The sequence below is a fragment of the Nitrobacter sp. genome (assembly GCF_047149785.1).
In the GTDB taxonomy this organism is placed as follows: domain Bacteria; phylum Pseudomonadota; class Alphaproteobacteria; order Rhizobiales; family Xanthobacteraceae; genus Nitrobacter.
Map to the genome: position 1 here is coordinate 1,411,282 of NZ_BAAGBE010000001.1, position 14,798 is coordinate 1,426,079.

The following is a 14,798-nucleotide window of genomic DNA, read 5'->3' on the forward strand; positions in this document are numbered from 1 at the left end:
ACGCGCCTCTCGCCGGTCCCCCTCACCTCTCCCCGCAGGAGAGAGACAAGCGGAACGCGCGGCAAGGCTATGGTTCAATCCGAAATAATTACCGACCCGACAACGCTTTAGAGCGTTTTCAAGCGAAGTGGATACCGGTTCGCGTGAAGAAAACGCGTCAAAACAAAAAGCTGGAGCCTGGCTTTGATTCCATCAAAGCCGGAATAGCTCTAACTCTGCTATAAGACCACGATGTCCCGCGAGACCGCCGCCTCCGAGATCACGCCCGAGCTGCTGCTGCGCGCCTATGCGTGCGGCATTTTTCCGATGGCGGAAAGTGTCGACGATCCGACGCTGTTCTGGGTCGAGCCGAAGTTGCGCGGCGTGATACCGCTCGACAGTTTTCGGGTTCCGTCGCGGCTCGCACGCACGGTGCGATCCGACAGTTTTACCGTCACGGTCGACACCGCCTTCCACGCGGTGATCGACGGATGCGCCGCGCCGCAGCCTGGACGTGAAAATACCTGGATCAATCGCCGGATCCGCGATCTTTATATCGCCCTGCACGAACTCGGCCATTGTCACAGTGTCGAGGTATGGCAGGAAGACAAGCTCGCGGGCGGTCTCTATGGCGTCCGGCTCGGACGGGCGTTTTTTGGCGAGAGCATGTTTCACCTCGTGCGGGACGCCTCGAAGGTCGCGCTGGTGCATCTGGTCGCTCGACTGATCGCTGGCGGCTTCGCGCTGCTCGATACGCAATTCGTGACCGACCATCTGCGGGGATTCGGCGCTATCGAAATCCCGCGCAGGCGCTACCGGACGCTTCTGGACGCTGCTCTGGAAGGCCGCGCCGATTTCGCGGCCCTGCCGCTTGACCGGCCGGTCCCCGGCGCAGACGCGCTCGGGATCATCGCCAGCCACGCGTAAGCTTCTCGAACGCGTAGAGTCTTTCCGCTTCTGATGGAATCAGAAGCGGGGCTCTATGATTTTGATTTGACGCGTTTTCTTGACGCGAACCGGTAGTGGCATTTTGACGGAAACAAGCTGATCTGTCATGGCCGGGCTTGTCCCGGCCATCCACGTCTTTCTTCGCTTAAACTTCAAAGGCGTGGATGCCCGGCATAAGCCGGGGCATGACGATTCAATCACCCTTATTCCGCTTTATCGCCCGAACGGCGGGAAAAACGGATTACCGCGTTGCTGCGACGGCGGCGGGGGCGGCGCCGGTTGCGGCGGCGCTGGCTGACGCGGCTGCCGCGTCGAGGATTGTCGAGGCGGTCGCTTGGCGGGCGGCGGCGCCGGTTTCGGCTGATCCGGCTGTGCGGTGACGACGGTCGTTTCGGGGTTCTTGCAGTCGGTGAGCCAGACATCATAGATCGGATGCTCGACGCCGTGGAGACCAGGGCTTGCCGCGAACATCCAGCCGGAGAAAATCCGCTTCACTTCGCCCTGGAGAGTGATCTCATCGACCTCCACGAAAGCATCGGTGTTCGCGGCTTCGGTCGCTGGGCGTGTGTAGCAGGCGTCGGTCTTCACCCGCAGCGCGCCGAACTGCACGGTTTCTCCGACCTCCTCGTCGAAATGGATGATACGGCCGGTGATCTTGTCGAGGCCCGAGAAGACCGCCCTCTTGTTGATGATCTTCTGGGCCGGTGGCTCGGTGACGACCTCATCGCCCGGCTGCAGCGTCGCCGGCGCCGGGGGAGCCGTCCGCGGCGGGTGCTGGAGAGGCGTCTGACGCGATGAAGGCGGCGCGGCAGCGACGCCACCGGGAGCGTTCTGCGGAGCCACCGCGGTTTCGGGAGGCGGCAACGGCTGTGTCTGAACCGGTCCCGGCGGCGCAACGCCCTGCCCCGGCGGCAGGTTCATCGGGGCCGGCAGCACACGTCCTTGCCGCGGCAGGTCCGGGACATCTTCCTCGTCGTCATCCGGCTGAGCCGCCTGCCCACGCGGAATGGCGGCCGGCGGGCGCGGCGCGGGATCCGAAAAAATATTTCCGATTTGCGCGCGCGCAGGCAAAGCCGCCACGATCAGCGCGGCAACCGCAAATGCCGCGTAACCGGCTATGGCAATGGTTCGGAACATTTTGCGCGGCTTTGTCTGGCTCGAATCAGGGCCGGAACATTGTACAGAAATTTAAAGGCTCCAAGCCGCTCGCAGGCGCTCGGTTAACACGGTGATTGCGGCGGGGAAAGGGCGACCTGCCCGCGGCGGAAGTCGTTCGCTACGGCGTTTTCGAGCGAAGCGGAATCCGGCTCGCGTGAAGAAAACGCGTCAAATAAAACTACGGAGACCCGCTTCTGATTCCATCAGAAGCGGAAAGACTCCGGCCGATCATCGTCCATGGCGATGACGGGTGCAGAAAACGCACGATCAACGAACGCCACCGCCCTCGAGACGCGCGACGCGCCTGACCCTTCGCCATCGTCGCCGTCCACAGTGCCGCTACGTTCAACCACATCTGCCCGCGTGCAGGCTTCCAGCGCGACCGTTTTGCGGCGTGGATTTAAGGCAACAGACAGCATGATTCGTACTTGGAGCGGTATTGAGGTAAGCGGGCGGGGTTGGCGCATTCGGCATAGTCAGGGCTATACTCAAGGCCATACTTGCGTTTCAGTTTTTGCGTGTCGGGGAATTGCCATGAGCCGGACGGGGGCGCTCCAGATTGCGATGACTGTCGCGGCGATGGCGCTCGGCGGCGCGATGGCGCGAGCCCAACAGGTCGGCACGGCATCGGCGGTCAACCCCGCAGCGACCGCCAACATGAGAACGATCACGATCGGCCAGTCGATCGCCCACAAGGAACGCATCCAGACCAAGTCCAGCGGCTCGGTGCAATTGCTGTTCCTCGACAAGACGTCGATGACCATCGGTCCGAACAGCGACCTGACGATCGACGAATACGTCTATGATCCCAACGCCAACACCGGCAAGCTGGCGGCGACTCTCGGCAAGGGCGCGCTGCGTTTCGTCGGCGGCCAGATCAGCCATAACGGCGATGCCGAGATCAAGACCGCGTCTGCCTTGATCGGCATCCGCGGCGGCGTGATGATGACCGACGGCAAGGGCATCTATTCCGGCTACGGCACGATGACCGTGAATTCCGGCGGGCAAACCGTAACGCTCCACGCCGGCGAATTCACCCAGACCCGGGCCGGCGGCCCGCCGACATTGCCCGGCCTGCCGCCGCCGGGATTCGTGCAGCAGTTGATCCTGGCATTCCAGAGCGCCGCCGGTCAAACGGGAGGCGCGCGCCGGGGCGCGGCATCGCCGGCTAACGTCGCATCCGCCGAGCAAAAGGCGACCGGGTCATCCGGCTTCGTGACCGGCTCGAACATGCCGACGCCGGTCAATCCGGTCGTCGGGCTTATCAACGCGATCTCGTCCACGTTCACGCAATCGGTGCAGACATCCAGTCAGGACAAGGCGCTGCAGCAGATCGCTCAGGATCAGCCGAAGGATGACAGCCACAATTCGCCGCCCGTTGATAACACTCCACGTCCAACCGTGATGCTGACCGGTTACGTTGCGGGACTAGATAACGTCGCGGGCAACCAAACCGTCAATCCGATAAGCGGAACCTCCAAAATCAATCTCGACGCCACCAATAATCGTGTTCAGGCTAATCTGGACACCTACATCTACGACTCAGGAAATCCGTTCACGCAGCTTGCCCATACGGTTCACGCGCTCTTCCAGTTCGGATCGAACGGATCGACCGGTCCGGCGAACGGTACCTACGTCGATTACAATAATTTTTATGCGAACACGCCGGACAACAACTACGTCGTCAACGGCTTACCGGCCAAGGGCGTGATCGTGTCCGCGAACGGCATCACCACCAACCAGATCGTCACCAACGCGATTCCGAACCTGACGCCGTGCCAGTGCGATTATACGCGCTGGGGCTTCTGGGCGATTGACTGGAGCAATACCAACACCGGCACGCCAATCGAGGTAGCCTTGGGCACATGGGTTGCGGGACGACCGGTTGGCAGCATCAGTGATGTGCCAACGACGGGCACCGCAACCTACACCGGCCACGTCATCGCCAACGTGCAAAGCGCGGGCTTCGTCGCCGGCGGTTTCTCCAACACTGTCAACTTCGGTGCGAGAACCGGCGCGGTGAGCGTGACCGGTCTCGACAGCACCAATTATTCCGGCACCGTGAACTTCAATACCGACCCGCGCAATTTCGGCGGCACCATTGCTGGCAACGTCGGTGGTCGCAGCATGGCCCTGCAGGGCAGCTTCTTCCAGGGGAAAAGCAGCCCGGTTGGTGAAATGGGCGGAAGCGTTGCGATTTCAGGCGCCAACAACTACCTCGGCAGCGGCATCTTCGCGGCAAGCAAGCGCTGAAAGTTGTTCAATCGCGCCGAGCCTCGGATGAGTTTGATTGAATCGACCCGCTGAGACGCGAGGTACGGCGCGTCGCCTCTATTGTCCCGGCGTCCAGGGCTGGTAATCGCCGGTCGCCTTGGGGCGGCGGCCGCTCACCAGCGTCGAGCCGGGCGGGCGATAGGCCGCCGGCGTCCCGGTCATGTTCGGCACGTGCGGCTTCTGCCATTCGCGCGGCCGGTAATTCTCCTGGGTCGGCGGAACGTCCACGATGTGATGAATCCAGCCATGCCACTCCGGCGGAATGCGGCTGGCTTCCGTATAGCCGTTGTAGATCACCCAGCGCCGTTCGAAACCGAGCGTAGGATCGATCTTTCCGCCGCGCGTCCGGTAATAACGATTGCCCTCGCCGTCCTTGCCGACCAGTTCGCCAAAGCGCCACGTCCAGAGCTGCGTGCCGAAGGTCTGGCTGTTCCACCAGGTAAAAAGTTTGAGGAAAAACTGCTTCATGACAGGCTTCCGTCGCAAAAAGTATCATTCGCGTCGCGAGACCGCAGCCGGCGGCGAATGTCAAACCATTCCACCGGTTTGATGGCATCCCGCCGGGGTCTTGTCCAGCGCAACCGCCCACCAAAAAAACGCGATCCGCGGCCCACGGGGACAGGCCGGTCCAATTAGCAGGTTGCGCCGGCGACCTTCCGCCCCTACGTCCATCCTCATCCGGTCCGGTGACATGCGCGGCGTACACGATGGCGAGTCGATATCCGCCGCGGCTGTTGACGGACCTGCTAAAACTCTGAATGGTGCCCTCCAGGCATGATAAATATAAAGGCTGCCAAATGTCCGAAGTCGTCAACAACATGCAAAAACACCGTTACGAACTCGAGGTGGACGGGCATATCGCTGCGGCCTACTACCGGTTTCTGGACGGAATCATCGTGTTCACCCACACCCAGGTTCCGCCGGAACTCAGGGACAAGGGCGTTGCATCGGAACTCGTGCAGGGCGCAATGGACCAGGTGCGCGCCGATAGATTCAGGGCCAGCGCGCAATGCCCTTTCGTGAAGGACTGGCTCGAGAAACATCCGGATTACGCCGATCTGCTGAGGCCGAATTTGTGAGGCTGCCCGCAGCGGTGTCCTGACGACGCTTGCGCGCTCTTGATGCCTGTTGCAATGCGCCGCTCTGCTCTATCGCGATCGCAGCGCCAACCATGGCCGCCGTCTACGACAACAAAGTCCTGAGCCGCTTCGAACTTGAGGCAGACGGCGGTCTTGCCTTCGCGAATTATCGCCTCGCGCCGGGCACGGTTATCATCACCCACACCGAAACGCCGCGCGAATTGCGCGGCCGGGGCATCGCCTCGAAGCTGGTGAAAGGCGCGCTGGCCTTGATCCGAGCCGAGGGACGGAAGGTGGTCGCCGGTTGCGGATTCGTGGCGAGCTATCTCGACAAGCATCCGGATGAGGCGGACCGCGCAGTTTGAGGTCCCGCTCCGGATGCTGACGCGTTCGCGACCGCATCGTTTGCGAAAGCCTGGAGCCTTTCCGCTTCTGATGGAATCAGAAGCGGGGCTCCATGGTTTTGATGTGACGCGTTTTCTTCGCGCGAGCCGGTATCCACTTCGCTTGAAAACGCTCTATCCCGATCAAAAGGGCCGCATCGGCGCGACCCGGAAAGCGCGTCCGTAGCTGCGGGATGTCACATCAGTGTTTCATGTCCGGCGGCAGCTTCCCGCCATTGGCTGCGAGTTGAGCCATCATCTGTTTGTGCAGCCAGACGTTCATTGCCGCGGAGTCGTTGGTATCGCCGGGATATTTCAGATCCTTTGCGAGTTCCTTGCGGGCGCTCAGGCTGGAATCGACGTCGAGTGCTTTCATCAGATCGACGATCGAGGTCCGCCACGCCAGCTTTTCCTTTTTTGCGGCGACGGCCTTGTCCAGAATGGCGGCGACGTCAACGCTGGCTGCGGCCGCGCCGCCCGATGAGGCCGCGGCGCCGCCGCTCGCTTCGGGCGCCGGCGTTGCCGCCTCGGCGTGCGAGCCGAAAATGGCGCCCATGATCTTTCCAAATATGCTCATTGTGCCGCTCCCAATGGCTTGAGGTTGCGCAGATCGCACCGAGCGGAACCTTGCGTCTGCTTCCGCCCGCATCGTGAAAGAGTAGCCGCCACACCGGCGCTTGCCAATGTTGGAGTGCCGGCGCCGATAGAGCGGTCCGATCTCGCTGTCTCAGGGCCATGTCATAGGGCTATGTCATAATGTCGCGTCTGCGATCCGCGCGAAAACGCGACCGCTCATAATGCGAATGTTATCGCGGCGTTGTTTTCCAGGCTCTTCCGCGCGGCGGAAAAAATTCACCGAACCGTGAGCAACCAAAATCGGAGATAGGAATTAGAATCGCCTTACAGGTCGCGGCAAGACCAGGTTCCTTGCTCTCGCGTCTGGGCTTGATCGTGATCGTTTTCCGAAGGGGCAATCTCGCGCCTCAGGCGGTCCGGAGATTAGCCCAGCGAAAGGGAGACAACGAAGATGGCCACCTCCTATCCCGTCGACATCACGTCGAATCTACAATCTGAAAAGGCCGCTGCGGACAGACCGGCGATCCGGCACATCGGCTTCTCCGACCTTCTCGATGCGTTGCGCTTAGGCTGGGAAGACTTCAAGGCGGTACCCAGCCACGCCCTTGTCCTTTGCGTGATCTATCCCGTGCTCGGAATCGTGCTGGCGCGGATGGTGCTCGGCTACTCGGTCTTGCCGCTGCTTTTCCCGCTCGCCGCCGGCTTCGCCCTGATCGGACCGTTTGCGGCACTCGGCCTCTATGAACTGAGCTATCGGCGAGAACTCGGCTTGGAGGCGTCCGCATGGCACGCGTTCGGCGTGCTGAGGGCGCCGTCGTTCGGATCGATGCTGGGATTGGGCGCGCTGCTCCTTGTCATTTTCTTCGTCTGGATAGCGACCGCCCATGCGATCTATGTTTCCACCTTCGGCAATGCGCCTGCATCGACAATGCCCGATTTCCTCGCGCGCGTTTTGACCACGCCTGAGGGCTGGCGCTTGATCGTGGTCGGCTGCGGTGTTGGATTCCTGTTTGCAGCCGTCGCCTTGTGCATCAGCATCGTGTCATTCCCGCTGATGCTCCACCAGCATGCCGACATGACCGATGCCATGCTGACATCGATGCGCGTGGCTGCGAAGAATCCCGTCGCAGTCGCGGAGTGGGGTTTGATCGTGGCCGTCCTGCTGGTGCTCGGAACGATTCCGTTCTTCCTCGGCCTCACCATCGTGATGCCGTTGCTCGGTCATGCCACGTGGCATCTCTATCGCAAGGCGGTCGAGACTCCCTTGACCTCGCCGTCGCACGAAGCTCCGCGGAAGGAGGGAGAAAAGCGCTACGCCGCGGACTTCCCGTCCGTCTTGTTCCAGCGCAAACGGCGAGCCCGCTTCTTCGATAGTTCGGATTGATGGAAAAACGCGCGGGCTCTTGCAAGGCCGCCTCGATTGGCTCGCTCGCCATCGAGGCGGCCGCCGCGCTCTGCTCGTTCGGTCCCGCCAGGCATTGCCTTCCCTCGGAGGGGCGCGGGGTTGCCGACTGAAAGTATCGGATGGAGCGATAACAATGAATAAACATTCATTGTTATCGTCGCATCTGACAATGCACCCAGGGAATAACGACCGCGAGCGCCGTCGTTCTTGCAGGCGCTGCGACCGCAAACGCGATTCCCCTTGGCCGCAAAACGCGCTACCCCTCTTGCCATGACACAGAATGAATTCCACCGCGCGGCCGTCCATATCGTCGGCGGCGGTCTTGCCGGCTCGGAAGCCGCCTGGCAGGTCGCCCAACGCGGCGTTCGCGTGGAACTGCACGAGATGCGGCCGCACCGGACGACGGCGGCGCACCGGACCGGGGGGCTGGCGGAACTTGTCTGCTCCAATTCGTTCCGCTCCGACGATGCAGCGAACAACGCGGTCGGACTGCTTCATGCCGAGATGCGCCGACTGGAATCGCTGGTCATGCGCTGCGCCGATGCCAATCAGGTCCCGGCCGGCGGCGCGCTCGCGGTAGACCGTGACGGCTTTTCGTCCGCCGTGACCAAAGCGCTCGGCGATCACCCGCTGATCGAAATCAGCCGCGCCGAGGTCGCCGGCCTGCCGCCGGCGGACTGGCGCAACGTCATCGTCGCCACCGGTCCCCTCACCTCGGCTCCCCTCGCCGATGCGATCGGCGCGCTCACCGACGAGTCCGCGCTGGCGTTCTTCGACGCGATCGCGCCGATCGTCCATCGCGACTCCATCGATATGTCGAAGGCCTGGTTCCAGTCGCGCTACGACAAGGCCGGTCCCGGCGGCAGCGGCGCCGATTACATCAATTGCCCGATGACCGAAGCGCAGTACCACGCCTTCGTGGACGCGCTGATCGAGGGCGAGAAGGTCGACTTCAAGGACTGGGAGTCTGACACGCCCTACTTCGACGGCTGCCTGCCGATCGAGGTGATGGCGGAGCGCGGCCGCGAGACACTGCGCCACGGACCGATGAAGCCGGTCGGCCTGACCAATCCGCACGATCCCACGGTGAAGCCCTACGCCGTCGTTCAGTTGCGGCAGGACAACAAGCTCGGCACGCTTTACAACATGGTCGGCTTCCAGACCAAGCTGAAGCACGGCGCGCAGACCCGCATCTTCCGCACCATTCCGGGTCTTGAAAGCGCGGAGTTCGCCCGCCTCGGCGGCTTGCATCGCAACACCTTCCTGAACTCGCCGAAACTGCTCGACCCTCAGTTGCGCTTGCGCGCCGAGCCGCGGCTGCGCTTCGCCGGACAGATGACGGGATGCGAAGGCTATGTCGAATCCGCGGCCATCGGCCTGATTGCGGGCCTGTATGCCGCCTCCGACGCGCGCGGGCGGATGCTTTCGGCTCCGCCGCCCACCACGGCGCTCGGCGCGCTGCTCGGCCACATCACCGGCGGCCACATCGAGACCATCGACGCCGGGCCTCGCTCGTTCCAGCCGATGAACATCAATTTCGGGTTGTTTCCGCCGCTCGCCCATCCGCCGACGAAGACGCCGGACGGCACACGGCTGCGCGGCAACGAAAAGACGACAGCGAAAAAACAGGCGCTCTGTGCCCGCGCGCTGTCGGACCTCGACCGCTGGATTACGGATGCGCTTCATCCGGCAGCGGCGGCATAGTGCAACGGCGTTTTTCAGGATCGTTCATGCCCCTTCCGAAACAGGACGCCACATTGCTGTCCACGACGTGGACCGAAGGAGTCCTGCTGAAACGCGACGTGTTCTCGACCGTGGAGCGCGGACGTTTCCGGACAGACTCCGGCGAGGTCGACGCCGTGCTGCGGCGGCTCGATGAGGTGCCGTGGTGGTCGTATCTTGTCGCGCGGCATCTGTTCGAGCGCGAACGCAAGGCATTGACGCTTGCACGCGATCTCGGCGTCGGACCAACGCTGTTGTGGAGCGGCCGCCGCGCGCTGGTGCGCGGCTTCATCGACGGCGTGGCGCTGCATCTCGCCAAACCCCATGGCGACCTCGCCTACTTCCGTTCCGCCAAGGTGGCGCTGCGCAAGCTGCATCGCGCCGGCATCTGCCACAACGATCTCGCCAAGGAACAGAACTGGCTGCGCGGCAGCGACGGCCGCGCCTATCTCACCGACTTCCAGTTGGCGGCCTGCTTCAAGCGACGGTCACGGCTGTTTCGTATTGCAGCTTACGAGGACCTGCGGCATCTGTTGAAGCACAAGCGCACTTATGCGCCGGACGCGCTGACGCCGCGCGAACGCAAGATGCTCGCGCACAAGTCGATTATCGCCCGCACATGGCTGATGACCGGCAAGAAGGTGTACAACGCGATTACACGCGGCCTGTTCAGTTTCACCGATCGCGAAGGCGGCGGCCGTCGTCTCGTCAACGACGCCCCGGTGCTGATCGCACGGATTCGCGAAAATAGCGACGTGCGCGACGCGGCCATCGTCGCCTTCGCCGATCGCCGCAGCGGCGTCGGGCTTTACGCCTTTGTCGAAGCCGATCTGCCCGGACTGGAAACGCAGTTGCGCTCGGCGCTCGGCTCGGCGCGCGACCCGAAACCGCCGGAGCACATCCAGATCGTTCCCCGCCTGCCGCGCGACGCGAGCGGCAAGATACGGACAGAAATCCTCCAGCTCATTGCGATGAACCAGATCGATCTGATCGAGCCGCTGATCGCGAGCCCCGCGGACCGTGAATTCTTCCGCGGCATCCTGGAGAGTCGGAAAAACCTGCGCGACCGCTTCAATTTTGCTTCGACCGACCAGGCATTGCCGTCCTGATCCATCAGGCGCGGAACGGTCTCGCGCGCGAGGCTCGCCACAACGTCCACAGAACGCGCAGCCGCGATGCAGGTCGCGGCACAAAGGGATTGTTACTTGCGCGCGCCAGATCGTTCAACGCACGGCGCACCATTGCGAGCGGGAGATAGACAGCGCGCGGTTCCGGCGGCAATTCCGGCAGCCTGGCCATCGCCTTGTCCAGATGCGATCGCGCTTCGTCCGCCAGCTCGCGGAGGGCTGCGCGAAGCGGCGGCGTGTCGTGACCCGCGAAAACCTGTTCCGGATCGACGCCATGCCGCTCCAGCGATTGCAGCGGCACAAACGACTGTCGCCGCGACGCGTCAAAGCCCAACATCGCGATCACCTGCGCGATCCCGCGCGCAAGACCGGCGTGGCGCGCCAGATGGTCCATCGCGTCGGATTCCTGCCCGACGATGCGCGCGGCGAGCGAAAACAGCGCGCACGATGTATCACCAAGATAGTGCTCCAACGCCGCCATGTCCGGCATCGGATCATTGTAGAGGTCAAACTGATGCGCCTCGATCAGCCGCGAGAGGCGTTCGACCGGCAGGCCATGGTCGCGGACCGCGAGCAACAGTTCGGCCGCGACCGGGTTGCCCTCGACGCCGCCGTGGCCCTCGCCTGAGAGCACATCCGTCCACCATTGCAGACGGACCTCACCGGCCAGCGGCTGGGTGATCTGCTGCCTGATCCTGACGATCTCGACATTGAAGGCATAGAGCGCCAGCAGCGCGCGGCGGCAACGCAGCGGCGCGAACAGCGTCGCCGCATAGTTTTCGAAATCGTGGCTGCGCACGAGTTCCGCGCAGAATGCCGCGGACGAACTCTCCGATGCGCCGCCGCTCATGGCGCGGTAATCAGTGCCGTCAGGCGCTGCCGTGACATCGCGTTCATGGGACAGCTATCAGCGCCGTCAGGCGCTGCCAATGCAGTGAGATAATCACGGCACGGCAATGAGCGCCGCCGCGACCCGGCGTCGCTCGCCCAGCATGATGTTGTAGGTCCGGATCGCCGCTCCGGTCAGCATGGTGTCCACTCCGACGTTGACGCGGCGCAAGGCGCCGCGCAGTTCGTCCGGAGCAAGCCAGATTTCTGTGCCGGTGCCGATCAGCAACGTATCGATCGCGGCCGAGCCTGCGAAGACGCGCGCCAGCGCATGGCGGTCGATGTCGTCCGGCCGGGTTATGGGCCAGGCCCAGATGCCGTCCGGCAGGCACAGCAGCGAGCCGCGATGCGACATGGTGTCGAAGCGGAAGCCGCCGCTGCCATAGGCCTCGATCGCCGCAGGCCGCGGAAGGTGCGGCACCTCCGGCAGGTCGGCGCTCACGGCTTCGATGGTTTCCGGGCTTTGGCCGGCTTTTCAGGCTTGACCGGCTTTTCTGGTTTAGCCGCCTTCCCGGACTTGGCCGTTTCCGCGGGCTTGGCCGTTTTCTCTGGCTTAACTGTCTTCTCGGGCGTGGCCGTCTCGGGCTGCTTATTAGCCGCCTTGTCGGAACTGGCCGCCTCAGTCTTGGCCGGCTTCTCCTCGGCGTCGGCGCGATGGTCGCCGACCCCGAGATAGATCAGGATCGGCGCCGCAATGAAGATCGAGGTGTAGGTGCCGACCAGCACCACGCCGAACATCATCACGGCGGTGAAGCTGTGGATGGCCGGTCCGCCGAACAGCAGCAATGCGAGCAGCGCCAGCGTCACCGTGACGTGGGTGATGATCGAGCGCGACAGCGTCGAGTTGATCGATTCGTTGAGCAGCTCAGGCATCGGCATTTTCTTGTAGCGCCGCAGCATCTCGCGGATGCGATCATAAATGACGACGGTGTCGTTCAGCGAATAGCCGAGAATGGTCAGGAGCGCGGCGATGCTGGTGAGATCGAAATCGACCTGCGAGATCGACATGAAACCGATGGTCAGCACGATGTCGTGGACGTTGGCGACCATGGCGCCGAGCGCGAACTGCCACTCGAAGCGGAACCAGAGATAGATCAGGATGCCGACGATCGCCAGGATCAGGCCGATCATGCCGTAGGCAAGCAGTTCGCCGGACACGCGCGGCCCGACCACCTCGACGCGACGATAGTTGACGGTCTCGCCCAGCGCGCCGCGCACTTTCTGCACGGCCGCCTGCTGCGCGGCGTCGCCGCCCGGCTGCTCGGCCACGCGGATCAGCACCTCGGTCGGCCCACCGAACTGCTGAAGCTGGACCTCGCCAAGGCCGAGCTTGTTCAGCGTCGTGCGCATCAAGCCAATATCCACGTCGCCGGACTTGGCCTGGACCTCAAGCAGCGTGCCGCCCTTGAAATCGATGCCGAAATTCAGGCCGTGCGTGAAGAACAGCGTGATGGCGACGATCGACAGCACGGCCGATATCGGAAAGCTGATGCGGCGGAAGCGCGTGAAGTCGAAATGGGTACCGTCGGGAACGATCCGCAGCGACGGCAGCAGGCCGAAGCAACTGACGACGGTCAGCACGACGATGAGGGCACCGAGGCCGAGCAAAATCCAGTGGGTCACAGCCGGCTCCGCGTCATCAGATCGGCACGCTTTGCGGCCGCTTCCAGCGCACCCATGTCGCGACGATCAGCCGGGTCACCTCGAACGCGGTGAACACCGTGGTGATGATGCCGATGCCGAGCGTCACGGCGAAGCCGCGCACCGGGCCGGTGCCGATATAGAACAGCACCGCTGCGGCGATGAACGTCGTGATGTTGGAATCCAGGATCGTCGCCAGCGCCCGCTTGAAGCCGGCGTCGATCGCCGAAATCGCGGTGCGGCCGCCGCGGATCTCCTCGCGGATGCGCTCATAGATCAGCACGTTGGAATCGACGGCGATGCCCACGGTCAGCACGATCCCGGCGATGCCGGGCAGCGTCAGCGTCGCGTTCAGCAACGACAGCACGCCGAAAATCATGGCGACGTTGACGGCGACGGCGATATTCGCAAACACCCCGAACAGCCGGTAGGTCGCCAGCATGAACAGGATGACCATGATCGAGCCGACATAGGCTGCGAGTTCGCCCTTCTCGATCGAATCCTGTCCGAGACCGGGACCGACGGTGCGCTCCTCGATGATCGTCAGCGGCGCCGGCAGCGCGCCGGCGCGCAGCAGGATCGCGAGGTCGTTGGCCTCCTGCACGGTGAAGTTGCCGGAGATCTGACCGGAGCCGCCGGTGATCGGTTCGCGGATGACCGGCGCCGAGATCACCTCGTTGTCGAGGATGATGGCGAACGGCTGTCCGACGTTTTCCGAGGTGGCCTGCGCGAACTTGCGCGCGCCGTTGGAGTTGAAGCGGAAGGTCACGATCGGCTCGCTGGTGCGCGAGTCGAATCCGGGCTGCGCGTCGATCAGATCGCCGCCGGAAACAAGCACCTGCTTCTTGACGACGTAGGGCGTCTTGGGCTCCTGCGCACTCATCAGCAGTTCGGAATCGGCGGGCACCTGGCCTTCCCGGGCCTGATCGGTCGACACGCTCGTATCGACCATTCGGAAGTCCATCTTGGCGGTCTTGCCCAGAAGCTCCTTCAGCCGCGTCGGGTCCTGCAATCCAGGCACCTGCACCAGAATGCGATCGGTGCCCTGTCGCTGAATCAACGGCTCGACCGTGCCGAGTTCGTTGACGCGCTTCTCGATGATCTGCATCGACTGGTCGACCGACTGGCGGATGCGGTCGGAAACCGCGGCCTGCGGAACCGTCAGGCGGATTAGTCCGCCCTCGGCGCTGCTGACCTCGAGGCTACGCTGGCCGCTGGAGCCGAGCAGACCTCCGAGCGGCTGCGACAGCTCGCGCAACTTGCCAAGCGCGGTCTGGAGTTCCTCTTCCTTGCTGATGCGAACCTCTACCGCGCCGTTCTTGACGGCCAGGCCGGTATAGGCGATCCGCGCATCGCGCAGCGTCTTGCGTGCATCGTCGCGGACCTGATCGAGTTTTTCCTTCTTGACGTAGTTGGAATCGACCTCGAGCAGCAGATAGGAGCCGCCCTGAAGATCGAGACCCAGCACGAGGTGACGCTGCGCCCATTTCGGCCAGGTCTTGACCTGCGCTTCGGGAAAGAAATTCGGCACCGCGCACAGGCAGACCAACAGGGCGGTCACGACAATCGCCAGCGCTTTCCACCGCGTAAAGTACAACATCGAGATAACCCATCAGAT

At 63.2% G+C, this 14,798-nt stretch carries 16 protein-coding genes; 8 read left to right on the forward strand and 8 right to left on the reverse strand.

Features of this window, described 5'->3' with window-relative positions; all coding sequences use genetic code 11:
• The first annotated feature begins 231 nt into the window (after positions 1 to 231).
• Positions 232 to 906, forward strand: coding sequence for a leucyl/phenylalanyl-tRNA--protein transferase (gene aat / locus ACMDCM_RS06505; protein WP_412772807.1), 675 nt, complete (start codon positions 232 to 234; stop codon positions 904 to 906).
• Between the two features lie 234 nt (positions 907 to 1,140).
• Here the strand turns inward: aat and ACMDCM_RS06510 are convergent, their stop codons facing one another.
• Positions 1,141 to 2,064 carry a DUF2155 domain-containing protein gene (locus ACMDCM_RS06510; protein WP_412772808.1) on the reverse strand — a complete coding sequence of 308 codons (924 nt, stop codon included), beginning with the start codon at positions 2,062 to 2,064 and terminating at the stop codon, positions 1,141 to 1,143.
• Between the two features lie 224 nt (positions 2,065 to 2,288).
• The gene (locus tag ACMDCM_RS06515) at positions 2,289 to 2,504 is read right to left on the reverse strand and encodes a hypothetical protein (protein ID WP_412772809.1); all 216 of its coding nucleotides are present in this window, start codon (positions 2,502 to 2,504) and stop codon (positions 2,289 to 2,291) included.
• A gap of 115 nt (positions 2,505 to 2,619) precedes the next feature.
• On the opposite strand from ACMDCM_RS06515, the gene ACMDCM_RS06520 reads away from it, so the two are divergent.
• On the forward strand, positions 2,620 to 4,338 hold the full coding sequence (locus tag ACMDCM_RS06520) for a FecR domain-containing protein (protein ID WP_412772810.1): 1,719 nt from the start codon (positions 2,620 to 2,622) through the stop codon (positions 4,336 to 4,338).
• Between the two features lie 78 nt (positions 4,339 to 4,416).
• Here ACMDCM_RS06520 and ACMDCM_RS06525 read toward each other — a convergent pair whose 3' ends face one another.
• The gene (locus ACMDCM_RS06525) at positions 4,417 to 4,827 is read right to left on the reverse strand and encodes an NADH:ubiquinone oxidoreductase subunit NDUFA12 (RefSeq protein ID WP_412772811.1); all 411 of its coding nucleotides are present in this window, start codon (positions 4,825 to 4,827) and stop codon (positions 4,417 to 4,419) included.
• A gap of 329 nt (positions 4,828 to 5,156) precedes the next feature.
• Between ACMDCM_RS06525 and ACMDCM_RS06530 the strand changes: the two genes are divergently transcribed.
• Together ACMDCM_RS06530 and ACMDCM_RS06535 are read left to right on the forward strand one after the other, a co-directional pair.
• Positions 5,157 to 5,438 carry a GNAT family N-acetyltransferase gene (locus ACMDCM_RS06530; RefSeq protein ID WP_412772812.1) on the forward strand — a complete coding sequence of 94 codons (282 nt, stop codon included), beginning with the start codon at positions 5,157 to 5,159 and terminating at the stop codon, positions 5,436 to 5,438.
• A 92-nt stretch (positions 5,439 to 5,530) separates the two neighbouring features.
• Positions 5,531 to 5,803: a GNAT family N-acetyltransferase gene (locus ACMDCM_RS06535; RefSeq protein WP_412772813.1), complete on the forward strand. Its 273-nt coding sequence runs from the start codon at positions 5,531 to 5,533 to the stop codon at positions 5,801 to 5,803.
• Positions 5,804 to 6,023: 220 nt separating this feature from the next.
• Here the strand turns inward: ACMDCM_RS06535 and ACMDCM_RS06540 are convergent, their stop codons facing one another.
• Entirely contained in the window at positions 6,024 to 6,398 is a 375-nt protein-coding gene (locus ACMDCM_RS06540) for a DUF3597 domain-containing protein (RefSeq protein WP_412772814.1), read from the reverse strand.
• Positions 6,399 to 6,848: 450 nt separating this feature from the next.
• Between ACMDCM_RS06540 and ACMDCM_RS06545 the strand changes: the two genes are divergently transcribed.
• The 4 genes from ACMDCM_RS06545 (at position 6,849) to ACMDCM_RS06560 (ending at position 10,633) form a co-directional block, all read left to right on the forward strand.
• The gene (locus tag ACMDCM_RS06545) at positions 6,849 to 7,781 is read left to right on the forward strand and encodes a DUF2189 domain-containing protein (protein ID WP_412772815.1); all 933 of its coding nucleotides are present in this window, start codon (positions 6,849 to 6,851) and stop codon (positions 7,779 to 7,781) included.
• On the forward strand, positions 7,781 to 7,912 hold the full coding sequence (locus ACMDCM_RS06550) for a hypothetical protein (protein ID WP_412772816.1): 132 nt from the start codon (positions 7,781 to 7,783) through the stop codon (positions 7,910 to 7,912). Before ACMDCM_RS06545 ends, ACMDCM_RS06550 begins: the two co-directional genes overlap by 1 nt.
• Positions 7,913 to 8,072: 160 nt before the next feature.
• The gene (gene trmFO, locus ACMDCM_RS06555) at positions 8,073 to 9,506 is read left to right on the forward strand and encodes a methylenetetrahydrofolate--tRNA-(uracil(54)-C(5))-methyltransferase (FADH(2)-oxidizing) TrmFO (RefSeq protein WP_412772817.1); all 1,434 of its coding nucleotides are present in this window, start codon (positions 8,073 to 8,075) and stop codon (positions 9,504 to 9,506) included.
• Between the two features lie 26 nt (positions 9,507 to 9,532).
• Complete coding sequence (locus ACMDCM_RS06560) at positions 9,533 to 10,633, forward strand: serine/threonine protein kinase (protein WP_412772818.1); 1,101 nt, start codon at positions 9,533 to 9,535, stop codon at positions 10,631 to 10,633.
• A gap of 4 nt (positions 10,634 to 10,637) precedes the next feature.
• Here the strand turns inward: ACMDCM_RS06560 and ACMDCM_RS06565 are convergent, their stop codons facing one another.
• The 4 genes from ACMDCM_RS06565 to secD all read right to left on the reverse strand — a co-directional run bounded on the left by ACMDCM_RS06565 (position 10,638) and on the right by secD (position 14,780).
• Positions 10,638 to 11,501 carry a phytoene/squalene synthase family protein gene (locus ACMDCM_RS06565; protein WP_412772819.1) on the reverse strand — a complete coding sequence of 288 codons (864 nt, stop codon included), beginning with the start codon at positions 11,499 to 11,501 and terminating at the stop codon, positions 10,638 to 10,640.
• Positions 11,502 to 11,594: 93 nt separating this feature from the next.
• Positions 11,595 to 11,981: an Mth938-like domain-containing protein gene (locus tag ACMDCM_RS06570; RefSeq protein ID WP_412772820.1), complete on the reverse strand. Its 387-nt coding sequence runs from the start codon at positions 11,979 to 11,981 to the stop codon at positions 11,595 to 11,597.
• Entirely contained in the window at positions 11,978 to 13,162 is a 1,185-nt protein-coding gene (gene secF, locus ACMDCM_RS06575) for a protein translocase subunit SecF (RefSeq protein WP_412772821.1), read from the reverse strand. Before secF ends, ACMDCM_RS06570 begins: the two co-directional genes overlap by 4 nt.
• A 16-nt stretch (positions 13,163 to 13,178) precedes the next feature.
• Positions 13,179 to 14,780 carry a protein translocase subunit SecD gene (gene secD / locus ACMDCM_RS06580; RefSeq protein WP_412772822.1) on the reverse strand — a complete coding sequence of 534 codons (1,602 nt, stop codon included), beginning with the start codon at positions 14,778 to 14,780 and terminating at the stop codon, positions 13,179 to 13,181.
• Between the last annotated feature and the right edge of the window lie 18 nt (positions 14,781 to 14,798).